Source organism: Streptomyces aureus, assembly GCF_001418135.1.
In the GTDB taxonomy this organism is placed as follows: Bacteria; Actinomycetota; Actinomycetes; order Streptomycetales; family Streptomycetaceae; genus Streptomyces; species Streptomyces aureus_A.
The window spans coordinates 1-23,497 of sequence record NZ_LIPQ01000083.1 but is presented as its reverse complement, the minus strand read 5'-3'; the positions used below and the strand labels follow the sequence as shown (position 1 = coordinate 23,497).

The window sequence follows — 23,497 nt, the reverse complement described above, 5'->3', positions numbered from 1 at the left end:
GCGCGGTGGGGGGCGGCGGCGGGACTGTTCACCCCGGGACTATCCCTGGCGGGCCGCCCGTATGCCAACCCGATATCCGGACGGGTGCCCTGGGAGTCGGGCGGCGGTCAGGACAGGGCGCACCGGGAGGCGGACGGCGGGGCCGGACGGCGTGCCCCGGGAGCGGGGGCGGCGGTCCGGACGCGGGCCGACCCCGGCACGTGGACGGGCCACGTACCGGGGTCGGCCCGTCGCATCGGGTCCGGTCAGGACTCCGCCGGCGCGAGCCGGACCGTGGACAGGATCTGCTTGATGGTGGTGTCCGGCAGCTCGTCCTTGACGCCGTCCGCCCCGTAGAGCACCCAGGTCGAGAAGTCGCCCTTGGTGTTCTTGAAGGTGAAGGCGATCGACTTGCCGTCCGACTCGCACTTGTTGCGCTTCTTGACGCCCGGGGCCGTCGCCATCGCCATGTGGCCGGTGAGACCCGACTTCGTCGTGTACGGCACCGGCTTGGTGATCTTGATGGTGCTCTGCGGCATGTGCTGGGCGTAGCCGCCCCACACCCATGTGCCGGCTTCGCTGCGCGAGGCGTCCGCGGTGTTCTTGGCGCCCTGGCCGCCCTTGGTGCCGGCGGTGCTCAGGCCCCAGGTCTCCATGGTGCCGTTCTTGTCGGTGTCGAACGTGCACCACTCGCCCTTGAGGCGCGTCGGCGACGACATGGTGACGAGCGGGCTGCCGTCGTTCTTCTTCTCGTCCTCGAAGAAGGTGATCATGCCCGGCTTCAGCACCTCCCACTCCGGCGGTACGTCGAAGAGGGTGCCGTACTTCGGGTTGTAGACGACCTTCCAGCCGGGGATCGTCGGCTGCTGGGCCGCGCCGTCACGCGGGTTGGCGATCCCTGACGGGGTGTCGCTCGGGTCCGTGGAGGGGATGGTCGACGGGTCGGCGGACGGGTCCACCGGCGCCGAGGCGGTCGGGGTCGGCTTCTGGTCGTCGGCGAGCGGCTTCTTGTCGTCGTCCTTGCCGAGGACGAGGAAGCCGGTGACACCGGCCGCGACGACCACGGCGGTCGCGGCGACGATCGCCACGAGTGTCGTCTTCTTCTTCCCGCCGTCGGGCCCGCCGGGCTGCACCGGTCCCGGCACCGCGTACTGCTGCGGAACGGTCGGCTGCTGGTACGGGTTCGGCTGGCCGTAGCCCGGCTGCTGGCCGTATCCCTGCTGCGGATAACCGGGCGGCGCGGGCGGCTGCTGCGGGTAGCCGGGCTGCGTCGGCGGCTGCTGCGGATGGCCGGGCTGTGTCGGCGGCTGCGGATACCCGGGCTGGGCAGGCGGCTGCTGATACGGGTTCGGCTGCTGGTACCCCGACTGCTGGTAGGGGTTCTGATTCTGGTCCTGCGGGTTCTGCTCGCCCCCGGGCGGCTGCTGTCCTGGCCACATGGCCAGTAACCATAGAGGTGCGGGGGCGCCTCGACCACGCCCGCCCCCGCACAGCGCGCGCGTGGGGGATGGCCAAGGCTGCTACTGGTGGGTAACATCACGGCCATGAGCGCAGACCAGATGACCGTCGGCGAGATGCTCGCCGCCACGGTGCCCATGGCCGGAACCCTGAACCTGGAGTTCCTGGAGACCACCGCCGAGCGCGCCGTCGTGCGCCTGCCGGACCAGCCCGCCTACCACAACCACGTCGGCGGCCCGCACGCCGGAGCGATGTTCACGCTCGCCGAGTCCGCCAGCGGCGCCATCGTGCTCGCCGCGTTCGGCGACCAGCTGAGCCGCGCCGTACCGCTCGCCGTCAGGGCCGAGATCGGCTACAAGAAGCTCGCGATGGGCGTCGTCACGGCCACCGCCACCCTGGGCCGCCCGGCCGCCGAGGTCGTCGCCGAACTCGACGCCGGGCAGCGGCCGGAGTTCCCGGTGAAGATCGAGATCACCCGCGAGGACGGCGCCGTGACCGGCGAGATGACCGTCGTGTGGACCCTGCGCCCGAACGCCTGACCAGGGACGCCGAGGACCGCCCCCGTACCCCCTCCCGGGTGCGGGGGCGGCCGCGTTCCGGGCCGCCGGCGGCGCGGGCCGTCCACCCCGACCGGGTAGGCTGCCCCGGCGTGCCCGCCGCGGTGCACGCCGGCGCCAGGGACCCCCGACCAGGGGCCGGGCGCGGCAGGGCAGTCGAAACGGGAGGAAGCCGCGTTGCACGTCCAGGAGTGGCTGGAGACGATCCCCGCGGTCGCGGTCTACGTCCTCGTCGGCGTGGTGATCGGGCTGGAGAGCCTGGGCATCCCGCTGCCCGGCGAGATCGTGCTCGTGAGCTCGGCGCTGCTCGCCTCGCAGCACGGCGACATCGACCCGTACGTCCTCGGCGCCTGCGCCACCGCCGGCGCGATCATCGGTGACTCGATCGGTTACGCGATCGGCCGCAGGGGCGGACGGCCGCTGCTCGCCTGGCTGGGGAAGAAGTTCCCCAAGCATTTCAGCGAGGCCAACATCGGGCTCGCCGAGCGCTCCTTCCAGAAGTGGGGCATGTGGGCGGTCTTCTTCGGCCGCTTCATCGCGCTGCTCCGCATCTTCGCCGGGCCGCTCGCGGGCGTCCTGCACATGCCGTACTGGAAGTTCCTGATCGCCAACGTCTTCGGCGGCATCCTGTGGGCCGGCGGCACGACGGCCGTCATCTACTCGGTCGGCATCGTCGCGGAGGCCTGGCTCAAGCGCTTCTCGTGGCTGGGACTCGTCCTCGCCGTGCTGATCGGCGTCGCCTCGATGCTGATCATCAAGAACCGCGCCAAGAAGGCGGCGGCGGAGCAGGCCGAGGCCCCGGAGCGGGAACCGGTCGCGGTCGCCGACTGAGGCCGACGCACCAGGACGTACGTGAGGGAGGGCGGCACCCGTCGACGGGTGCCGCCCTCCCTCACGCACCGGACGTCGTCCGGCGCACGCCCGCCCTCATCCGTCGGACGTCGTCCGGGCACCGCCCTCATCCGTCGGGCGTCGTCCGGGCCGCCCTCATCCGTCGAGCGTCGTACGGCTCACTCTCCGAAGGCCTCGGCGTGGCCCTTGGCGAGGTGCAGATACATCTCGGCGTTCAGCCGGATGCCGGCCTGCTCCTCCTCGGTCAGCGGACGGCGGACCTTCGCGGGGACGCCCGCGACGAGCGAGCCCGGCGGGATCTCCATCCCCTGGGGGACGAGCGCCTGCGCGGCGATCAGCGAACCGGCACCGATCCGCGCACCGTTGAGGACGGTCGCGCCCATGCCGACGAGCACGTCGTCCTCGATGGCACAGCCGTGCACGGTCGCGTTGTGGCCGACGGTCACGCGGTCACCGATCGACACGGGGAAGCCGGGGTCGACGTGGACCGTGCAGTTGTCCTGGATGTTGGAGTCCTCGCCGATCGCGATGGGGCCGCAGTCCGCGCGCAGTACCGCGTGGTACCAGACGCTGGCGCGGGCACCGAGCGTCACCTCGCCGAGCACGACGGAGGTCGGGGCGGTGAAGGCGGTCGGGTCGATCTGCGGCTCCTTGCCGCCCACACCCTTGATCAACGCCTCTGTCATGGTTCGCTCCTGATCGTCAGCCGTCATGTCACGCCCGGGGGTGCCCCCGGCGGCAGCCTATGCCGTGCCCATGACGGACATCACAGCGCACTGCGGTGATCAGGCACGACGGTGCCGACTACGGTGTCCGGGTGCCCAGGAACAGAAACACGTTCTCATCCCTTGCCGCCTGGCGGCGCCGGATGCTCAACCGTGCCGTGCAGGGCGGCTGGCGCTGGGTGCAGGAGACCGGATCCGTCACGGCGGAGCACCCCGGGAAGCTGCGTTTCCGCCGGCTCGGCGCGGGCACCCGGCTCGCGTTCCCGCAGGGCACGGTCTTCGGTGAGCGGTGGATCGAGATCGGCGAGTGCTGCATCGTCGCCGAGCAGGTCACGCTGACCGCCGGGATGCTGCCGGGCCTCGACCTCGGGACGGACACGGTGCTGACGCTCGGCGACGGCGTCGTGCTCGGCCGGGGCAGCCACGTGATCGCGGACGCGAAGGTGACCATCGGCTCGGACACGTACTGCGGTCCGTACGTCTACATCACCTCGACCAATCACAGTTACGACGACCCGGACGAGCCGGTCGGCCGGCAGTGGCCCCGCTCGGAGCCCGTCGTGATCGGCCCCGGCTGCTGGCTCGGCACGGGCTCCGTGATCCTTCCCGGTGCCCGCCTCGGCCGGAACGTGGTCGTCGCCGCGGGCGCGGTGGTACGCGGTGAGGTGCCCGACCACTCGGTGGTCGCGGGCGCCCCGGCCAAGGTCGTCCGCAGCTGGGACAAGGAGAAGGGCTGGCAGCCCCCGCTGCGGACCCCGGCCCCGGTCCCGATCCCCGACCACGTGACCTCGGAACAACTCGCGGCGCTCGCTGCGTGGGAGGTCGAACAGGCACGCTAGGGTCCCCGGCGTACGGCTCTCAGCCCGTCGCCAGCAGGACCGTGCCCACCAGGGCGAGGCCCGCGCCCGCCGCCTGGACCGCGCGGAGGCGTTCCTTCAGGACGCCGTAGGCCGCGAGGGCCGTGACCACCGGGTAGAGGCTGGCGAGGACGGCGGCGACCGTGACCGGGCCCTGCTGCGCGGCGATCGCGTACGTACCGTTCGCGGCGACGTCGGCGAGGCCGACGAACGCGAGGGCCGGGAGGGCCGCGCGGATCACCTGCGGGCCGCCCTCGGGCAGGGCCCTGCCGCCGCGCCTCACCGAGGCGTAGAGGGCTCCGCCGCCCACCAGGACGTTGGTGACGCGCTGGACGAAGAGGGCCAGGAAGAGTCCGGTGACCGTCGTGGAGGCCTCGGCGATCAGCGCCATCACCGAGCCGAAGCCGAAGGCCGCGACCAGGGTGAGCAGGACCGCCTGGCGCTGTACGGGTGCTCCGCGCAGCTCCGGTCCGCCGGCGAGGACCACACCGAGGATCGCCACGCCGATCCCGGCGAACTGGACGAGCCCCGGCCGGTCGCCGACGAGCAGGCCGACCGAGACGGGCACGACGACGCCGAGGGAACCGAGGGGCGAGACCACGCCCATCGGGCCGAGCGCGAGCGCCTTGTAGAAGGCGAGCATGGCCGCCGGGCCGACGACGCCCGCGCCGACCGCGTACCAGAGCTGGGGTCCCGCCTCGGTCCACGCGCCGGTCGCGAGGACGACGGTGCCGAGGACGACGACCGCGAGCAGCTGGGAGACCACGACGACCGTGAGGGCGGGGATGCGGCGCGTCAGGAGCCCGCCGCCGAAGTCGGCGAGGCCCCACAGCAGGCTGGTGGCCAGGGCGAACAGGGCGGTCATGAGTCCTCGCAGTCACGGACGGCAGTACAGTGCAGTGAACAATCGGGTGCACCCCACCGTAGTTCAGTGCATTGAACTCTGTCATCCAAAATATTGGACGGAATGTGTCGGACCTCGATCAGCTCACGCAGTCGCTCGCCCGGAACCTGAAGCGCTGGCGCAAGGAGCGGGGACTCACCCTGGACGCCCTGGCCGCACGGGCGGGCGTCAGCCGCGGCATGATCATCCAGATCGAGCAGGCCCGGACGAACCCCAGCGTCGGCACCACCGTGAAGCTCGCCGACGCGCTCGGCGTCTCCATCACGACGCTGCTCGACTACGAACAGGGCCCCCAGGTCCGGATCGTCCCGCCGGACCAGGCCGTCCGCATGTGGTCCACCTCCACCGGCAGCCACACCACCCTGCTCGTCGGCACCGAGGCCCGCGGCCCCCTGGAGCTGTGGTCCTGGACCCTCATGCCGGGCGACGGCAGCGCCTCCGACCCGCACCCCGACGGGACGGTCGAACTCCTCAGCGTCACCGCGGGAGTCCTCACCCTGGTGGTCGACGGGGAGGAACACCGCATGCCGGCCGGCACCTCCGCCGTCTTCGAGGCCAACACGGGGCACGAGTACCGCAACGACGGCGACGAGCCGGCCGAGATGACGATGGCCGTCTCCATCCCGCCCGTGCGCTGAACCGCCCGGAGGCCGTCCGCCCGTACCCCCGAGTCGTACCGCGACCGCTCCTACCCCCGATCCGCTCGTACGCCGAGACGAGCGGCCGCGCCCCGGGCGGTCGTTGTTAGCGTGAGGCGTATGCGCGCACCCATCGGAAGTTTCGACGACGCCCGGCCCGCCCCCGACTGCCTGGACCTGCTGACCGGCCCCGTCGCCGCCGCCGTCCGGGCCTGGACCGGGCCCGTCCCGGCCGATCGGCTGCTGTACGTGGACACCGACCCGGCCATCGCCGACACCGCGGTCTTCGTCGAGCACTACGGCCCCGCGCTGCTCGACGAGTCCGCGAACTGCGTCGTCGTCGCGGGCAAGCGCGGCGAGACGGCGACCCTGGCCGCGTGTGTCGTGAAGTCGGCGACACGGGTCGACGTCAACGGGGTCGTACGCAAGCATCTCGGCGCCCGCAAGGCCTCGTTCGCGCCGATGGACACCGCGACCGGCGAGACCGGCATGGAGTACGGCGGCATCACCCCCATCGGCCTCCCGGCCGACTGGCCCCTGCTCGTGGACGCGGCCGTGGTGGACAGCGAGTGGGTCCTGGTCGGCAGCGGCCGCAGGCGTGGCAAGCTGATCCTGCCCGGGAAGGCCTTCGCCCAACTCCCGGGCGCCGTCGTCCTGGAGGGGCTCGGCGTCCCCGTCGCCTGAGGCCCCCCGAAGGGCCCCGGAGCCTCAACCCAGGCGGGGGATCTCGATCGCGGGGCAGCGGTCCATGACCATGTCCAGGCCCGCCTCGCGCGTGCGGGCGAAGGCGGACTCGTCGATCACGTCCAGCTGGAACCAGACCGCCTTCGCACCGATCGCGACCGCCTCGTCGGCGATCCCGCCCGCCTGCTTGCTGTTGACGAAGACATCGACGACATCGACGGGGAACGGGACGTCGGCGAGGGTCGCGTACCCCCGCTCACCGTGGACGGTCTCCGCCTTCGGATGGACCGGGACGATCCGCTTCCCGAAGCGCTGGAGGACGGCCGCCACGCCGTACGCGGCCCGCCGCGTGTTCGTGGAGAGGCCGACCACCGCCCAGGTGTCGCCGGTGGACGTGAGGATCCGCCGTACGGTCTCCTCCGCGGAGTAGCCGGTCGGTTCGGCGGTCGTGTTCTCGACGCTCATCGCGCTCGCTGCCTCTCTTCGGGGTGGCCCGTCTGCCTCGTCAACCGGCCACCACCTGTCCTGATTCCCGCCATCGGCCTCAGGCGTCCCAGGCACGCCGTTCGGCCTCACGCGGGGCCTCGACCAGGGAAGGGAGGCCCGGACCGAAGGTCATCACCGGACGGGCCGGATCCCACCGGCGCCAGCCCGGGTCGCCCGTCGCCGCGAAGGACACCCAGGCCGCGTGCATCGCCGCCGCCAGATCGCGGGGCGCGTCCGGGCCCGTCAGGGCGCGGGTCTCCGGCAGGTCGAGCGTGTCGAAGACGAAGCCGAGTTCCAGCGCGTGACACGCGCCCAGACCGAGCACGGGGGAGCGCCAGCCGAACTCGTACAGATACGTCCCCGCGGGAGCGTCCGTCCCCGCGCGACCGCCGGAGCGGAGCCGGGCGTCAGCGAGGGCGTTCAGCGGGATCCTCAGCAGCTTGTCCGTGGCCAGCGCGCCCAGGATCTCGCCCGGCTTCTCCCGCGGACGGCTCGCGCGGTACACCCGGGCCGTCCGGGACGGCACCTTCGTCCTCCACAGCAGGAGCCGCTGGACCACGGGGCCCACCCGGTCCGTGACCCCGCTCGGCACGAACCACAGCCGGTACTCCTCCGTGGTCGTGCCCATCAGCAGATCCACCTCGGCCGAGGCCCCGTCCGCGAGTGCCTCCGCCGGATCACGCGGCACCACCTCACCGTCCACGACGATCTGGAAGGAGTGCCCGCCGGCCAGCGGCGACCCCTTGCCGGTCACCTCCGTCTGCGCCGCGAGCAGCCGATCCCGGTCCACGCGCGCGAAGGCCTCCGCCGTGGCCGGCACCTTCAGCCGGGCCGCCACCGCCTCCGTGGTCCGGCGCGCCCTGTCGAGCGGCTGGGCGACCGGCGCCCCGCTCTGCACCACCGCACGGCGGAACAGCCCCTTCGCGAGCGGCGAGGCGAGCAGCGCGGCGATCGAGATCGCGCCTGCCGACTCGCCGAAGACCGTCACCCGCTCCGGGTCCCCGCCGAAGTCCGCGATGCTGTCCCGCACCCAGGTCAGCGCCGCGATCTGATCGCGCAGGCCGAGGTTGCCGGGGGCGTCGGGGAAGACGCCGAACCCCTCGATTCCCAGCCGGTAGTTGACCGAGACGAGGACGACTCCGTCCCGGGCGAAGGCGGTGCCGTCGTAGACGGGGACCGCCGAGGAGCCGTGGACGAGTGAACCGCCGTGGATCCAGACCATCACCGGGCGGCCGCCCTCACCGGGACCCCGCTCGGTGCCGTCGGCGCCGTGAGGGTCGTCCCAGGGGGCCCACACATTCAGGTTGAGGCAGTCGTCGCCCGCGACGTCGGGGTCGGGGAGCAGGGCGTCGAGCGGTGGGGCGTACGGGCGTTTCGGCGCCGTCGCGCCGAAGGCCGTGGCCTCCCGCACCCCGTCCCAGGGCTCGACCGGCTCCGGCGCCCGGAACCGCAGCGGGCCCACCGGGGCCTGCGCGTACGGCACGCCCAGGAAGCGGGCCACCCCGTCCTCCGCCGAGCCGCGCAGGGCTCCGTACCGGGTCAGGACCTCGGGTCCGCGCGCCACCATCGATGCCACCCTTCCTCGGAACGTCGGAGTATCAGGCCCGCGGCCCGGCCGGGGCCGTCAGCGCGCGCTTCAGGATCTTGCCCGTCGGGCCCAGCGGCAGCTCCTCGACGAAACGCACGATCCGGGGGTACTTGTGGCGGCCGAGCCGCTCCCGCGACCAGTCGACCAGCTCGTCCTCGGAGAGCGGGGCAGCGCCCGCGCGGCGCACCACCACCGCGCAGACCTCCTCGCCCTTCGCGTCGTCGGGGACGCCGATCACCGCGACCTCCGAGACCGCGGGGTGGCGCACGAGCACCTCCTCGACCTCGCGCGGGTAGATGTTGAAGCCGCCGCGGATGACCAGGTCCTTCTTCCGGTCCACGATCCGCAGGAACCCGTCCTCGTCCCGTACGCCCAGGTCGCCCGTGCGGAACCAGCCGTCCACGACCGCCGCCGCGGTCGCCTCCGGGTCGTCCAGGTAGCCGGCGAACACGTTGTGACCGCGCACCACGACCTCACCGATCCCGCCGTCCGGGAGCAGCAGGATCTCCCCGTCCACGGCCGCGTCCGCGATGCCCACCTCGACACCCCGGACGGCGTGCCCGACCGTGCCGGGACGGCGGCCGATGTGCGGCTGGTTGAAGGTCGCGACCGGCGAGGTCTCCGTCAGGCCGTACCCCTCGAGGACCTGCGTACGGAAGGTCTCCTCGAAGCGCTCCAGGACGGCGACCGGCAGCGCGGCCCCTCCCGACACGGCGGCGCGCAGGGCCTCCGGCCGTACGTCGGAACCGGCCGCCGCCTCCACCAGGGCGTGGTACATCGTCGGTACGCCCATGAACACCGTCACGCCCTCGTCGGCCAGCACCCGCAGGGCGGCCGGGCCGCTGAACCGGGGCATCAGCACGAGCGTCGCGCCCTGCCGGAGCGTCCCGTTCATCGCGCAGGTCTGGCCGTAGCTGTGGAAGAGGGGCAGACAGCCGAGGACCACGTCGCCCGCGCCGAGCCCGAGCAGGTCCTGCGAGGTCACCGAGGCGTTCATGACGATGTTGAGATGGGTGAGCAGGGCCCCCTTCGGGCGGCCCGTCGTGCCGCTCGTGTAGAGGATCACCGCGGTGTCCGAGGGGTCCGCCGGCTCGGCGGCGGCCAGCGGCCGCGCCGTCGAGGGCGCCCCCTGGAAGGCGCGTACGCCGGCGGCGCGCGCCGCCTCGTCGGCGACCGCCCAGAGCGGCCCGCCACTGACGATGCCCACCGCGTCGCTGTGCTCCAGGACGTAGCGCACCTCGTTGGCGACGAGCAGCGCGTGCACCGGGACGACCGTCGCGCCCGCGGCGAGCGCGCCGTAGTACACCCGCAGGAACTCGATCGTGTTCGGCAGCAGTACGGCCAGCCGGTCGCCCGGCCTCACCCCGGCCTCGCGCAGCCCGGCGGCGCAGCGCAGCGCCTCCGTCCACAGCTCGCCGTAGGTGAGCCGGGTCGCGCCCTCCACGACCGCGATCCGGTCGGGGAAGTGGCGGGCGGACTCGCCGAGGACGCCGGCGACGCTCAGTGACATGGCACGCTCCAGGTACGCGGAGTCAACAGCTCTGTTGACGATCGGTGACACGGCACAGAATCCGCCGCGACCCCGTCCGGACGCCATGTGCAGGTGCCCACCATGTGGTCCGCCGAGCTGGGCAGCGGCCCCGCCGTCCCGCCCGGCCCGTGGCATTCGCCAAATCCCGGCGCTACCGTGCGAGCCATGACGCACAGCTCGGCCGCACCCGGAGAGCCCCCGGGGTCGCGCCCCGGCGGAAGCCGCACCACCCCGGCGCGCACGGGCGGCCCCGGCGCGCCCGCGCCCGGCTCGGGCGCCCGGCCCGGCGGGTTCCCCACGCCCCCGACCGGCTCCGGTTCCGGCTCCCACACCGGCCCGACGGGCTCCGGCACGCGCCCCGGTGGATTCCACACGCCTCTGAGCGGCTCCGGTGGCTCCGGCGCGCTACGACGCGCGCTCGCCACGGCGATGCTCGCCGACATCGACCGGCTCACCGACCGCGCCGTCGACGACATCCGCGCCCACTCCGGCACGTACGCCTCGGGCGCGCCCGTCACCCGCGAGGACCTCTGGGAGATCTGCCGTGACAACCTGCTGCGCGCCCTGGAGGACTTCGGCGGGCTCGCCGCGACCGGCGGCGACTTCGAGTGGGCGGCCCGCGAGACCGGCCGCCGCCGCGCCGAACAGGGCGTGCCGCTCGACACCGTGCTGCAGGCCTACCGGCGCGGCGGCCGGGTCCTGTGGCAGGTCATGGCCGAGTACCTCCGGATCCGGGCCGGGCGGGACTCCGACAGCCGGGACGTCGAGCTCGACATGGCGAGCGGCGTCTGGGAGACCATCGACCGCTACTCGGTCGCCATGGCCGACGCGTACCGGATCGCCCAGCTGGAACTCCAGAGCCGCCAGGACACCCGGCGCGTCGCCCTCTTCGAGGCGCTGCTCGACGGGCGCGCCGACGACCCGGCCGTCGCCTCCGCCGCCGCGGCCGCGCTCGGCGTCCCCCCGGTCGACCGGTACGTCGTCGTGGTCGCCGCCCAGGACCCGGCCGCCCCGCCGCACCCCTCGCCGGTCCTGGAGGCCCAGGGCATGTGGTCGTACTGGCGGCCCCGCTCCGGCCGGTACGCCGGGATCGTCCGGCTGCCCCGGCGCGACGCGCCCGCCGGGCGGGCCGCGGCGGGCGCCCCGCCCGGCGGCGCCGACCCGGCCACGCGCGCGCTCCTCGCGGCCCTGCGCGAGCGGACCGGGGCGACCGCCGGTGTCTCGCCGGAGTTCGACCGCCTCTCCCAGGCGGGGCGGGCCCTGCGACTCGCCGAGCAGACCCTCCGCACCCTGCCCGCCGGCAGCGGCGAGGTCGGCGTCTTCGACGACCGGCTCGCCCAGGTGCTCCTCAGCGGGCGTACCGACATCGCCGAGCGGATCGTGACCGTCCACCTCGGCCCGGTGCTCGCCACCGGCGGCGAGCGGGCCGCGCTCCTCACCACCCTGCGCGCCTGGCTCGACCACGGCTGTTCGGCCTCGCGGGCCGCCGACCAGCTCTACTGCCACCGCAACACCGTCCTCAACCGCATCGGCCGCATCTCCGAGCTCACCGGCCGTTCCAGCGAGTCGGGCGAGGCCCGGCTCGGCTGGGCCCTCGCCCTGCGCGCCCTGCCGTACGCCGGCCTCGCGACCCCGCCCGAACCGGCCGCCGGGGAGCGCGAGCCGGAGGCGACGTAGCGCGGCCGCCGCGACCGCCGGAGAGGGCGGCGACCACGGAACGTAGGCTGGCCGGATGCAGGAGCAGTACGTCACGCCGGCCCGCGAGGGTGTGCACGAGACCGAGATCAACCGTTCGCGCTTCCTCTGCGCGCTCGCGCCCGTCGCCGACGAGCGGGAGGCGCAGGAGTTCGTCGCGCGGATCCGCAAGGAGCACCCGACCGCCAGCCACAACTGCTTCGCGTACGTCCTCGGCGCCGACGCGTCCGTCCAGAAGGCGAGCGACGACGGCGAGCCGGGCGGCACGGCCGGTGTCCCGATGCTGCAGATGCTCCTGCGCCGCGAGATGCGGTACGTCGTCGCCGTCGTCACCCGCTACTACGGCGGCGTGAAGCTCGGCGCGGGTGGCCTCATCCGCGCGTACGGCGGGGTGGTCGGCGAGGCCCTCGACGCGCTCGGCACGGTGACCCGGCAGCGCTTCCGGCTCGCCACCGTCACCGTCGACCACCAGCGCGCGGGCAGACTGGAGAACGACCTGCGGGCGACCGGGCGCGCCGTCCGTGACGTGCGCTACACCGACGCCGTCACGATCGAGATCGGCCTCCCGGACGCGGACGTCCCCGCCTTCCGCGCCTGGCTCGCGGACGCCACGGCGGGCACGGCCTCCTTCGAACTCGGCGGGGAGGCGTACGGGGAGGTGTGACGCGTGGAGCGTGACGGGCCGGTCACCCCTGTCCGGCGAGCGCCGCCTGTGCCGCCGTGATCTCCGCGTGCACCTCGGGGCTGTTCTGCCGCAGATGGCGCAGGACGCTGCTCACCTGGGTGCCGACGTTCACGAACGCCGTGTTCTTGCCCTGGAAGCTGACGTCTTCGACCCGGCGGGCGCCGCGGTGCAGCGCGACCACGGTCCAGTCGTCGGTGAGGACGGGGGAGCCCGAGGAACCGGCGCGGGTGTCGGTGAAGTAGCGCAGGTCCCGGTCGTCCGCTTCGTAGACGAGGTTGTTGCGCAGGCCGATCCGTTTGGGCGCACCGCCCGGGTGCTGGATGACGTTGACCGCCACCGGCTGGTCCTTGGCCACCTTCAGCGGTTCGGTGGCCACCCGCAGGACGGTCTCCGGAGACGCCCGGCCGTCCGCGAGCCGCAGGACCGCGTAGTCGAGCGCCTCGTCCGAGGCGAGCAGGGCGCCGCCGGACACCTCCTCGGTCCCGGATTCGTCGTCCAGGTAGTCGAAGCGGCACGTGGAGTTCTGTGCCTGCAGCTGCAGGTCCGCGGGGTCCACCACCATCCGCTCCGGGCCGGTGCGGGACCGGGCGGTCACCACGTGGTGGTTGGTGACGAGCAGTCTCGGGGCGATCAGCCAGCCGGTGCCCGCGTGGGGAAAGGCCTGGGGCTGCGGGGCGCCTCCCTGGTACGGGGGGACCTTGATCCGGGCCACGGCGCGGCCGGCCGCGTCGCCGCCCTGCATGAAGAGGAACGGAACCGTGTCGTCCCGGAAGATGATCTCCTCCTTGGTCTCTCCGGTGAAGACCACGGGGGCGACATCCGGCTCACCCGTCGCCTTTCGGATCACCATGTCCAGGGCGTGGTCGAAGACGGCGAGCGTGGTCGCCGCCCGGGTCAGCCTGCGGGCGTTCTCCAGCCACTGCTGCAGGGGGACGGTGGTGTCGACCAGCCGTTCCACCTGGTTCATCGCGCTCAGGTCGGAGAGCATCTGCTGGTAGGGGCCGGAGGCGCTGGGCAGAAAGTTCCTGTACTGCGGCGTGATGCCGATGAAGAGCAGCCGCCGCTGGTCGGCCAGGTCGGCCTCCATGGCGGCGTCCGCGATCTCGAAGATCTGTTCGGTCGGCAGATACGGTGTCGCGCTCATGGATGATCAGGCCGCTTGCGGGCCGTTCCCTTCGAGAGGTGGAGGGGACGTCGGCCCGGTGTCCCGCACGGCGCCACCGCCCGGGGTTTCCACGGGCCGGACGGAGCGGCCCGCTGCCGGTCCGGGCACGGGGGTGCTCGCGCCCATCGCGGCGGCCACCCCGGAGAGCAGCTCCCCGCTCTGGTCCTTGACCTGCAGCAGCCGCCGGGCCAGCTCGTCGAGGGTGCCGTGCCGCTGGGCCTCCCGCAGGATTCCGGCCGTCCCGGTGGGCGGCGCATCCGCCGGCGGCGTGGCAGCCGCCTCCCCGCGTTCCGGCGGACCGGCGGCGCTCTCCAGGATCGTCCGCAACGGCTGGTGCAGCTGCGGCTGGTCGGCGGCCGCTCGCCGGATGGCGTCGGCGAGGGTGTCGGGTACGGCGTCCTCGGACGCGGGCAGACCCACCACCTCCAGGGTGTGCTCCAGTGCCTTCGGGTCCTGCTTGCACACCTGGGCGGCGGCCAGGCGAACGAGCGTGGAGTTCCGGTTCAGCTGTTCGGCGGGCATGGAACGCAGCTGTCGGGCCAGCTTCGCGCCGGCCTCCGTGTCCGCCTCGGGCGATGCGGCGGTGAGCCTGGCACGAGCGAGCCGCGCGCCCATCGCCTCGAAGTCGCGGCCGATCCGGGTGGCCACGTCCTCGGCCTCGTCGAGGGCGAACTCGGCTTCGTGGATGTCGCCCTCCTCCTCGGCCAGACGTGCGGCCAGCGGCAGCAGCTCCAACTGCAGCTCGGGCTGGCTCCCCTCCTCGGCCCGGTCCACGGCGGCCTCCGCCTCGGCGCGGGCCTCCTTGAGGCGCCCCTGCCGGGCCAGGGTCTCCACCAGCAGCGGGTGCAGCCGGCTGCCCGGCGTCCACGGACGACGCTCGGACAGCCGGACGGCGGCCGCGTCGACGAAGCCCTGGGCCAGCAGGTCCTCGACCTCGCGTGCCGCGAGCCTCTCCCAGTCCTCCTGATCGGCCTCGGCCAGGTCCGTCTCCGGGATGTGCCCGCCCATGCGCGCGGCGAGGAAGGCGGCCGCCCGGGGCGCCATGTCCTTGCCCGCCCCGGCCAGGAAGCGTTCGACTCCGGGCAGCCAGCGCTTCTCGACCTCCCGCGGGCTCTCGTTGCGCCGCAGCCGGTGGTAGATCTCCTCGGCGCGGGCCTCAAGACCCACAAGCTGCCGGTAGTACGTCACCGCAAGCCGGTCGACCGCCTTCGTCAGCTGGATCTCGTTCCGGTCGGCGAGGCGCAGCATGATGGCGCGCAGGTCCGCCCGGTGGCGGACGGCCCCGGGCCCGGCCGCCTCCACGAGGTCGAGCCGGGACAGCAGGCGGAACAGGTGGCGAGCGTGCTCCGGGCCCGCGACCTCGATCTCGCAGGCCTCGGCGAGCACGTCCTGGATCAGTTCAGGGGTGATGGTGCGCAGGGCCAGCGCCGCCTCGGCCAGCCGGCGCACCTCGTCGTCGACGATGTGACGCAGGATGCGGTCGTACAGGATTCCCTGGACCAGCATCTGGTCGACTGCGCGGTGGAGGCCGCGGCGCCGGTCGGGGAGCTGCTCGATCAGCCCGCCCGTCGCCCCGGCTTCGTCGCCCGCGAGGAGGGCGGCCCGCGCGGCCAGCTTCAGGCTGAGTGGATGGCCGCCCACCCGCTCCACGAGGGCCCGGGCCACGGTCTCGTCCTCGACCCCGTTGAAGACGAGGAGCGCCACGGCCGCCTCCGGCTCCAGCTCGCGCAGTTCCATGGTCCTCAGCTCGGCCAGGCGGCCCGGGTGCGGGACCGACGCGCTCCCGGAGACGATGAACCGCAGCCGCGGGTACACCTCCTGCAGCGCGGCCCAGACGGCCCACATCCGGCCGACCATCGGGGATCCGCGGTACTGGGCATCCTCGAAGGAGTCCACCAGGATCACCAGGGGTGGGCCGGGTTCGCCCGCGGGGACGGCCACCGCCTCGACGACCAGGGCGGCGACCCGCCGTGCGAGTTCCGTCTCCCGGGCACTCGACTGCGCGTGGAACTCGGCGGACGAGGACCGTCCGAGGGTCGAGCGGGTGGCGGACAGCCCGTACAGCTCCTGTATCTCCTCCTCCTCTTCGCGCAGGGCACCGACCGTCTCCTCGCACTCCCGGGCGAGCGCGTCGAAGGCGTCCCGGTGGTGCGGGAACTGGACGCCGAACTGCCGGGCGAGCTCCGCGATCAGGGTGGCCGGCTCGTTGATGGAGATGGTCGGGCGGTCGAAGTCGACGTACGCGAAGGGGAAACCGTGCCGGTGGTCGCGCAGGCTGTCCAGCAGGAACTTCGCGAGCAGGGTGCTCTTGCCGATGCCGGCGAGGCCGTGAACCAGCAGCGGGGGCGCTTGGGGCAGGGCGCGTGCGGGGACGAGGTCCCCCGGCGCGATGGGCGTCTTCGGCCTCGCGGGCGGCCTCCCGGCCGCCACCTGCCCGTCCGGTTCCACCTGGCCCGGATCCACCGGCCCGTCCGGTTCCACCTGGCCCGGATCCACCGGCCCGCGGTGCGGTTCCTCGACTGCCAGTCCGACGTAGGCACGCAGCTCGTTCAGTTCCGCGGTCCGCCCGTGGACGGGGCCGCGGAGAAGCAGCTCCAGGGGCTGGAGCAGCCGGGCCCGTTCCATCAGCTGCTGCACGTCATCGGGATCGGGGAGGCCGGTCGTTCCGGGCACCTGCGAGAGCCACAGCACGGCCTGCAGGGTGTCGGTGAGCTCGGTGGTGTTCTGTCCCTCCAGGGGCGGCGGGCTGCCCACGAGGTAGGCGAGGGACCGGGTCTCCGTGAGGTGGCTGTCCGGCCGGGCGGCCGACCCGGCCGGCGGTGGACTGAAGTGGGTCCGGCGGAGCCGGAGTTCCCTTTCCTTCGTGCCCAGGAGGACGGCCTCTACGGCCTCCTGGGAGAGGTTCGCGGCCAGTGCGCGGAGAGCGGCCTCGGGGCCCGAGAGCCCGCGCAGCGTCGCCTCGCGCACCTCGGGCTTCAGCACCCAGAGGGGATGATCGGCCGTGCCGACCCTCAGGCAGTCGTCGTCCAGTTCCAGCGCGGCGTTCCCGCTGGGTGCGGTCTCGCCCGCCAGCCGCAGCCGTTCCGGGTCGAAGTGGGACAGCAGACAGGCCGCCTCGCGGTAGGCCTGTCGCAACTCCGATACGGGTGGGGCTTGTTCAGCGTGCTCTGCCTGCAGTTCCGCGCGTAGCCGGGGAATGAACTCCTCGTCGGAGTCGAGGGATTGATGGACACGTACGGCCGCCTCCGCCGCCGTGCAGATCCGCCGCATGTAGCTGTCCTCCCCCGGGCCCCGGGCGGCCCGCAGGACCTCGGACACGACCGCGTCCACGAGCGCGGCCACACCCTCGACGTCCGGGGACGGGCCGGGCGGCTCCGGGGACCCGGTGAACAACTCGTTGAAGAATCTCCGCAGATCCTCCTCCTCCAGCACCCGCGCGGTGTCCCAGCACTGGTAGTTGCGTATTTCGTGCGGGAGGTGGGGCATTGAGGGGGAGTGGCCGAGCAGCACCAGACGGGGTGCGGATTCCGGGCGGGCATTGCCGTAGATGGCACGCGCGATCATCCCGATGCAGTCCCAGACGTCGGAGTTCACGTCCAGCTGGTCGCATTCGTCGAAGACCAGCCAGAACCGCTCTTCCGAGGCGGTCGCCCAGCGCACCACGCTGTTCGCGTCGTTCTGGAGCCTGGCCTGTGGACAGTTCAACTGTGTTGCGTTCAACGTCGCGAGCCCGTTGCGGGGATCGTTCGTTTCCGGGGCGATCCAGGTGGCCAGCTGCTGGAGCACCTCGGCGGCCGTGGACGTACGGGAGAGCACCACCCGCACCGGGGTGAATTCGCAGTGGTGTGAGAGGTGCCGGATATAGGAGAAGGTGTACGAGCGTCCGCTGTTCGGTGCGCCGTCGACCAGCAGCACCATTCTTCTCGGATCGTCGACGAGTCTCCGCGCGCTCTGGCGGAGTTCCGCGCGGTCGATGAAGACCTCGGCGCCTCCTTCGAGCACGGTGCTGCGGTAGTGGCTCTCCTCGGAGCTGTTGTGCTCCAGGTCCTTCTGCAGGACGTCCCGGAACTCGGTGGCCAGGGGCGCGGTGTCACCGAGGACGCCCACCTGGGTCTGGCGGATCAGGCCGTCGACCAGCCGGAACTGGAGACGGACCTTCGGTTTCCTCCGGGTGATCGCTGTGACGACCCCGACCGCGTTCTCGCCCGATTTTCCGGTGAGCGAGACGGATTTGATGAATGCTTCATCAAATCCGATGGCTCGGAGGGCAGCGTGTGGGTCGATGTTGTCGAGGAGATACGACCCCACCCATTCGGTGACGATGTCCCACTGGGGTTCGGTGAGCGGCATTCCGCACCTACCCGGCCGCCCGTCGAGGGCGGGGAGAGGACCGGCTGACACATTTCATGGAATCACTCGGTCTGTTCCGTCGCAAGGCGGCTGAACAGGGCTCGAACCGGGTCCGGTGTCGGACCGGCACCGGGCGCTGCTCCTCGCGCAGCACCTCGGTACGCCGGAGGTGGTCGGGCCCGGCCCGCGGCCGGCCCGTGAGCCGCTCCGCCGCCCTCGGCCACGGACTCCTCCCCGGGGCCGGGCGGCCTTCGATGCGGCCCGGCCCGCCCTCCGTCGGGCGCCCCGCGGGTCCGCGCAGCGGGTCGGAGTGCCGGACGGGCCCAGTCCGCCATGAGGGAGCCGCGGCCCATGTCCGGGCCGAACAGCCCCTGGTCCCGCTGGGACTGGAGTGGTACCCCGCGGATCTTGCACCCGTGGCCGTGGACGACCGCGGGCTCCGCGATCAGTTCCGGAACATGATGTCGTCGTAGCTCTCCAGACGGTGCCAGCGGTCGCCGGGGGCGCGGACCGGAGGCATCAGGTCCACGTCGGGGAGCGGGCCGAGGTCGAGGCCGGTCACCTCGGCGATGTCCGCCACCGGCACCTGGAACGTACGGAAGGGGCCCAGCGGCGGCGGGCCGGCCTTGGCCCCCGCCATGGCCCGCTCGCGGGCCCGGCTGAGGTCGGGGCTCTGGTCGAGGATGTACGCCGTGGACGCGAGGTTGCCGTCCTGCATGAAGGCCGCCACCTTCCAGAACCGCAGCGGTACCTGGATACCGCGGTAGGGCGGGTCGGAGTCGTGCAGCACCGGGCCGGTGAACACGCTCAGCTTCCGGTCGAACTTGGCCGCGTGGTCGAGGAGGAAGTTCTCCAGCCCCAGCCACAGCTTCTTGCCCTGGTTGAACGTGTTCTGCTGCGGGGCCGCGTTGGTGAAGTGGAAGGTGTCGGCGTTGGCCTTGTTGGCCTTGTCGACCGTGCCCCACACAGGGTCCAGCCGGCGCACCAGATGTCCCCTGTCCAGGTCGTTGTCGGCGTAGATCGCCTGGCCGGCCTGCTGGTCCGCCGGGATTCGCGGGTCGAGGTTCCAGTCGTCCTGCCGGTCCACGTTCTCCACGAGCTTCGAGCCGTCGATGCAGACGGCGGTGGAGGCCGCGAACCGGCGGTCGGGGCGGTGGACCACCGTGAAGTGGGTGTACGGCAGAACGATCGTCGGGATGCCGTTGCCGGGCACGGGCAAGGGCACGACCTCGCCCAGGAAGGCCTCGTCGTAGCCGGTGCGATCGTCCAGCGGACCGCGCGAAGCCGCGGTCTCAGGTGAAGTGTTCATAGGATGGAAGTACCGCGCTGCGGCGATCACTCACGGTGTCGGCCGCCAAGCCACTCGAACAGAGGCCGCGCTCGGGAAAGCCCCTCAAGGCCGCCGGAGGGCGCCCGAACGGGGGGCGCAGGCGCACTCATGGTTCAGCCGGGGTCCGGCCACGGAACGCTTGAGGTGACTCCCCGTGACATCCGCGACCCGGCGCCCTGCGCCGCCGTGCCCAAGGAGACCCCTCATGCCCACTGGCCTGTCCATCCACATCGGACTCAACTCGGTCGACCCCGCCAAGTACGACGGCTGGGACGGCCAGCTGAACGCATGCGAGAACGACGCGCGGGACATGGCGGCCATCGCCCGCGCCAACGGTTTCGGCGAGACGGTGATCCTGACCCCCGAAGGAACCGTCGAGAACATCACCGCCGCCCTGCGTGACGCGGCCGGCCGGCTGACCGCGGGAGACATCCTGCTCTTCACGTACTCGGGCCACGGCGCCCAGGTGGACGACACCACCGGGGACGAACCGGACATGCTCGACGAGACCCTGGTGTTCTACGACCGCATGTTCCTCGACGACGAGCTCTTCTCGGAGCTCCGCCGGATGCCCGAGGGGGTGCGCATCGTCGCGCTGCTCGACTGCTGCAACAGCGGCAGCGGCATCGAGTCCGTACAGGGCCTGCTCACCCCGGAGGCGCTCGAATCGCAGTTCCAGACCAGGGACCCGGCCGAGGTGGAGGCCGCCTCCCGGCTGATGCCGGTCTTCAAGCAGCAGCAGGTCTTCGCCCGTGACCGGGAGTTCTACGCCGGGCTGCAGCGCGAGCTGAGGAACGCGCGGAACGGGGCGGGTGATCCCGACGCCCTCCTCATCTCGGCCTGTCAGGACAATCAGCTCGCCTCTGACGGAGACGTCAACGGCCTGTTCACGGCGCGCCTGCTCAAGGTCTGGAACGACGGAGCGTTCGAGGGCGGCTACCGCTCCTTCCACCGCGAGATCCAGCGCCGCATGCCCGCCATCCAGAGCCCCAACTTCTACGTGACAGGGCAGCCGGCGGAGAGTTTCCTCGGTCAGAAGCCCTTCACGGTCTGAGCAGGCGGCGACGGGACCGGCCCGGTGTGGGACAGGGGGTACGGCTCGGTGTGACGGCTGTCTCATGCAACGCTCGTCACGACAGTTGTGACGGCTGTCTCATGCAACGCTCGTCACGACAGTGAGGCATGGGACTCGCACCGGGGACACTCCACGATCCGGATCTCCGCCGACATCCGTGGTCACCCGACCCCGGACGCCGGTGGCAGACTGAAGGTCCGTGACGGATCAGGTGCCGACTGGCGTTAGCGTGGTGGGTGCTGACCACGGGGCCCGCGCTGGTTCCGTGCTGGTTCGGAGGTGGAGGAGCGGGAAAAGTGCAGGTCGGAGCTTCGGGGCGGGTCGAGTGAGGCTTCTGCACACCTCCGACTGGCATCTCGGCCGGTCCTTCCACCGCGTCGGCCTCCTCGACGCACAGGCCGCCTTCCTCGACCACCTCGTGGCGACCGTCCACGCGTATGAGGTCGACGCCGTCCTCGTCGCCGGTGACGTCTACGACCGGGCCGTGCCGCCGCTGCCCGCCGTCGAACTGTTCGACACCGCGCTGCACCGTCTCGCCGAGGCCGGCGTGCCCACGGTCATGATCTCCGGCAACCACGACTCCGCCCGCCGCCTCGGCGTCGGCGCCGGACTCATGGAACGCGCCGGCATCCATCTCCGTACCGACCCGGCCGGCATCGGCACCCCCGTCGTCCTCACCGACACCCACGGCGAGGTCGCGCTCTACGGACTGCCCTACCTCGAACCGGCCCTCGTCCGGGAACGGCTCGGCGCGGAGAAGGCCGGGCACGAGGCCGTTCTCGCCGCCGCCATGGACCGGGTCCGCGCCGACCTCGCCGACCGGCCCGCCGGCACCCGTTCCGTCGTCCTCGCCCACGCCTTCGTCGCGGGCGGCGCGCCCAGCGACAGCGAGCGGGACATCACCGTCGGCGGCGTCGCCGCCGTCCCCACCGGGATCTTCGACGGCGTCGACTACGTCGCCCTCGGCCACCTCCACGGCAGCCAGACCGTCACCCCACGCGTCCGGTACTCCGGCTCCCCCCTCGCGTACTCCTTCTCCGAGGCCGACCACCGCAAGACCATGTGGCTCGTCGACCTGGGCCCGAGCACTCCCGACGGCGCGACCATCGGCGCCGAGCGGCTCGACTGCCCCGTCCCGCGCCCCCTCGCCCGGCTCCGGGGACGGCTCGACGACCTTCTCGCCGACCCCGCCCACGCGCGCCACGAGCAGTCCTGGGTCGAGGCCACGCTCACCGACCCGGTGCGCCCCACCGAGCCGATGGCCCGGCTCACCGCACGCTTCCCGCACACCCTGAACCTGGTGTTCGACCCCGAGCGGACGGGCGAGGACCCCGGTGCCTCCTACGCCCAGCGGCTCAGGGACCGCACCGACCAGCAGATCGCGGAGGACTTCGTGGCCCATGTGCGCGGCGGCTCGGCCCTCGACGGCGCCGAGCGGACGGTCCTCTACGGAGCCTTCGACGACGTACGGGTCGACACGGCCGAGCGTGAGGTGGGCCGGTGAGGCTGCACCGACTGGAGATCACCGCGTTCGGCCCCTTCGGCGGCACGCAGACCGTCGACTTCGACGCCCTCTCCGCCGCCGGGCTCTTCCTCCTCCACGGACCGACCGGCGCCGGCAAGACCTCCGTCCTCGACGCCGTCTGCTTCGCCCTCTACGGGAGCGTGCCCGGCGTCCGGCAGACCCCAGGCGCGACGCTGCGCAGCGACCACGCCCCCGTCGGCACCTCCACCGAGGTCGTCCTCGAAATGACCGTGGGGGAGCGGCGCCTGGAGATCACCCGGCGCCCCGCCCAGCAGCGCCCCAAGAAGCGCGGCGGCGGCTTCACCACCGAGAAGGCCCAGACCTGGCTGCGCGAGTACGACCCCGCCACTCGCGCGTGGAACGGCCTCAGCCGCTCCCACCAGGAGATAGGGGAGGAGATCACCCAGCTCGTCGGCATGAGCCGCGAACAGTTCTGCCAGGTCGTGCTCCTCCCGCAGGGCGACTTCGCCCGCTTCCTGCGCGCCGACGCCGAGGCCCGCGGCAAGCTCCTCGGCCGGCTCTTCGACACCCGCCGCTTCGCCGCCGTGGAGGAGCGCCTCGCCGAACTGAGGCGCGCCGCGCAGCAGCAGATCGAGGAGGGCGACGAGCGGATCCTCGCCCTCGCCCACCGGATGGGCCAGGCCGCCGGAGGCCTCCCCGTCGCCCGAACCGCCGTCGACGGACGGCCCGGCGACCCCGGCGTCGCCGACGCCGTCCTCACCTGGGCCGCCGTCGCCCGCACGGAGGCCCGCGAGGCGCTCGACATCGCGCGCGTGCGGCTCGACGCGGCCGAGGCCCGGCAGGGCGCGGCGCGCGCCGCGCTCGACGCCGAGAACGACCTGGCCGCCCGCCAGGCCCGGCACGCCGACGCGCTGCTCCGGCACGAGCGGCTCACCGCCCACGCGCCCGAGCGGGACCGTCTCCAGGCCGCCCTCGACCGCAGCCTGAAGGCGGACCGGGTGGCCCCCGCGCTCGGCCTGCGCCAGGACGCCGAGCGCGAGCACACCACCGCGCACGCCGCCCACGCACGCTCCCGCGCCCAGCTGCCCCCCGACCTCGCCGACGCCGGGGCTGAGCACCTCTCAGCTCTCGAACACCGGCTGCGCGAGGAACTCGGAGGCCTGGAGGCCGCCCGCCGCGCCGAGCGCCGCGCCGCCACGATCGCCGACGAACGCGCCGCGCTCGCACGCGAGGCACGCGCCGACGACGACGTCCTCCGGGACACCGCCGACTGGCTCGCCGGCTGGGAACCGCGACGCGCCGCGCTCAGCGAGCACGTGGAGGCCGCCCGCGACGCCGCCGCCCGCGCCGAGCACCTCGCCGGCCGCCTCGAACCCGCCCGCCGCCGCCGCGACGCGGCCCGTCGCCGCGACGCCCTGGCCGAGGACACCCGGGCGGCCGAGGCGCGCCTCG

Annotated in this window: 19 protein-coding genes; 10 read left to right on the top strand and 9 right to left on the bottom strand. The window is 72.9% G+C overall.

The window, feature by feature from the left end; genetic code table 11:
* Positions 1 to 245: 245 nt before the first annotated feature.
* Positions 246 to 1,418: a hypothetical protein gene (locus AOK00_RS08960; RefSeq protein WP_055599775.1), complete on the bottom strand. Its 1,173-nt coding sequence runs from the start codon at positions 1,416 to 1,418 to the stop codon at positions 246 to 248.
* A 120-nt stretch (positions 1,419 to 1,538) separates the two neighbouring features.
* Between AOK00_RS08960 and AOK00_RS08955 the strand changes: the two genes are divergently transcribed.
* Positions 1,539 to 1,976 (top strand): DUF4442 domain-containing protein, encoded by a 438-nt coding sequence (locus tag AOK00_RS08955; protein WP_055599774.1) that lies wholly within the window; start codon positions 1,539 to 1,541, stop codon positions 1,974 to 1,976.
* Between the two features lie 195 nt (positions 1,977 to 2,171).
* On the top strand, positions 2,172 to 2,825 hold the full coding sequence (locus tag AOK00_RS08950) for a DedA family protein (RefSeq protein WP_055599773.1): 654 nt from the start codon (positions 2,172 to 2,174) through the stop codon (positions 2,823 to 2,825).
* Positions 2,826 to 3,004: 179 nt separating this feature from the next.
* On the opposite strand, the gene AOK00_RS08945 is transcribed toward AOK00_RS08950, so the two are convergent.
* Positions 3,005 to 3,532 carry a gamma carbonic anhydrase family protein gene (locus AOK00_RS08945; RefSeq protein ID WP_055599772.1) on the bottom strand — a complete coding sequence of 176 codons (528 nt, stop codon included), beginning with the start codon at positions 3,530 to 3,532 and terminating at the stop codon, positions 3,005 to 3,007.
* A gap of 131 nt (positions 3,533 to 3,663) precedes the next feature.
* On the opposite strand from AOK00_RS08945, the gene AOK00_RS08940 reads away from it, so the two are divergent.
* Positions 3,664 to 4,410: an acyltransferase gene (locus tag AOK00_RS08940; RefSeq protein ID WP_055599777.1), complete on the top strand. Its 747-nt coding sequence runs from the start codon at positions 3,664 to 3,666 to the stop codon at positions 4,408 to 4,410.
* 19 nt (positions 4,411 to 4,429) lie between these two features.
* On the opposite strand, the gene AOK00_RS08935 is transcribed toward AOK00_RS08940, so the two are convergent.
* Positions 4,430 to 5,293 carry a DMT family transporter gene (locus AOK00_RS08935; RefSeq protein WP_055599771.1) on the bottom strand — a complete coding sequence of 288 codons (864 nt, stop codon included), beginning with the start codon at positions 5,291 to 5,293 and terminating at the stop codon, positions 4,430 to 4,432.
* Between the two features lie 104 nt (positions 5,294 to 5,397).
* On the opposite strand from AOK00_RS08935, the gene AOK00_RS08930 reads away from it, so the two are divergent.
* Complete coding sequence (locus tag AOK00_RS08930; RefSeq protein ID WP_055599770.1) at positions 5,398 to 5,970, top strand: helix-turn-helix domain-containing protein; 573 nt, start codon at positions 5,398 to 5,400, stop codon at positions 5,968 to 5,970.
* A 120-nt stretch (positions 5,971 to 6,090) separates the two neighbouring features.
* Positions 6,091 to 6,654 (top strand): YbaK/EbsC family protein, encoded by a 564-nt coding sequence (locus AOK00_RS08925; protein WP_055599769.1) that lies wholly within the window; start codon positions 6,091 to 6,093, stop codon positions 6,652 to 6,654.
* A 24-nt stretch (positions 6,655 to 6,678) separates the two neighbouring features.
* Here AOK00_RS08925 and AOK00_RS08920 read toward each other — a convergent pair whose 3' ends face one another.
* From AOK00_RS08920 to AOK00_RS08910, 3 genes are all read right to left on the bottom strand, one after another.
* The gene (locus AOK00_RS08920; RefSeq protein WP_055599768.1) at positions 6,679 to 7,119 is read right to left on the bottom strand and encodes a CoA-binding protein; all 441 of its coding nucleotides are present in this window, start codon (positions 7,117 to 7,119) and stop codon (positions 6,679 to 6,681) included.
* A gap of 79 nt (positions 7,120 to 7,198) precedes the next feature.
* The gene (locus tag AOK00_RS08915) at positions 7,199 to 8,707 is read right to left on the bottom strand and encodes a carboxylesterase/lipase family protein (protein ID WP_055599767.1); all 1,509 of its coding nucleotides are present in this window, start codon (positions 8,705 to 8,707) and stop codon (positions 7,199 to 7,201) included.
* Between the two features lie 31 nt (positions 8,708 to 8,738).
* Positions 8,739 to 10,238 (bottom strand): long-chain-fatty-acid--CoA ligase, encoded by a 1,500-nt coding sequence (locus AOK00_RS08910; RefSeq protein WP_055599766.1) that lies wholly within the window; start codon positions 10,236 to 10,238, stop codon positions 8,739 to 8,741.
* 186 nt (positions 10,239 to 10,424) lie between these two features.
* Here AOK00_RS08910 and AOK00_RS08905 point away from each other — a divergent pair, with 186 nt between their 5' ends.
* Positions 10,425 to 11,936 (top strand): PucR family transcriptional regulator, encoded by a 1,512-nt coding sequence (locus tag AOK00_RS08905; RefSeq protein ID WP_254047288.1) that lies wholly within the window; start codon positions 10,425 to 10,427, stop codon positions 11,934 to 11,936.
* Between the two features lie 55 nt (positions 11,937 to 11,991).
* Positions 11,992 to 12,618: a YigZ family protein gene (locus tag AOK00_RS08900; protein ID WP_055599765.1), complete on the top strand. Its 627-nt coding sequence runs from the start codon at positions 11,992 to 11,994 to the stop codon at positions 12,616 to 12,618.
* 22 nt (positions 12,619 to 12,640) lie between these two features.
* On the opposite strand, the gene AOK00_RS08895 is transcribed toward AOK00_RS08900, so the two are convergent.
* The 3 genes from AOK00_RS08895 to AOK00_RS08885 all read right to left on the bottom strand — a co-directional run bounded on the left by AOK00_RS08895 (position 12,641) and on the right by AOK00_RS08885 (position 19,463).
* Complete coding sequence (locus tag AOK00_RS08895; RefSeq protein WP_055599764.1) at positions 12,641 to 13,783, bottom strand: trypsin-like peptidase domain-containing protein; 1,143 nt, start codon at positions 13,781 to 13,783, stop codon at positions 12,641 to 12,643.
* Positions 13,784 to 13,789: 6 nt separating this feature from the next.
* On the bottom strand, positions 13,790 to 18,154 hold the full coding sequence (locus tag AOK00_RS41130; RefSeq protein WP_055599763.1) for an AAA family ATPase: 4,365 nt from the start codon (positions 18,152 to 18,154) through the stop codon (positions 13,790 to 13,792).
* A gap of 445 nt (positions 18,155 to 18,599) precedes the next feature.
* Positions 18,600 to 19,463, bottom strand: a complete 864-nt coding sequence (locus tag AOK00_RS08885) for a DNA/RNA non-specific endonuclease (protein WP_055599762.1) — start codon at positions 19,461 to 19,463, stop codon at positions 18,600 to 18,602.
* Positions 19,464 to 19,689: 226 nt separating this feature from the next.
* On the opposite strand from AOK00_RS08885, the gene AOK00_RS08880 reads away from it, so the two are divergent.
* From AOK00_RS08880 to AOK00_RS08870, 3 genes are all read left to right on the top strand, one after another.
* Positions 19,690 to 20,538, top strand: a complete 849-nt coding sequence (locus AOK00_RS08880) for a caspase family protein (RefSeq protein ID WP_055599761.1) — start codon at positions 19,690 to 19,692, stop codon at positions 20,536 to 20,538.
* A 346-nt stretch (positions 20,539 to 20,884) separates the two neighbouring features.
* A complete protein-coding gene (locus AOK00_RS08875) occupies positions 20,885 to 22,063 on the top strand; it encodes an exonuclease SbcCD subunit D (RefSeq protein ID WP_055599760.1) in 1,179 nt (392 codons plus the stop codon).
* Positions 22,060 to 23,497 (top strand): AAA family ATPase (locus AOK00_RS08870; RefSeq protein WP_159041711.1); only part of this gene is annotated, 1,438 nt, incomplete at its 3' end. The genes AOK00_RS08875 and AOK00_RS08870, both read left to right, overlap by 4 nt.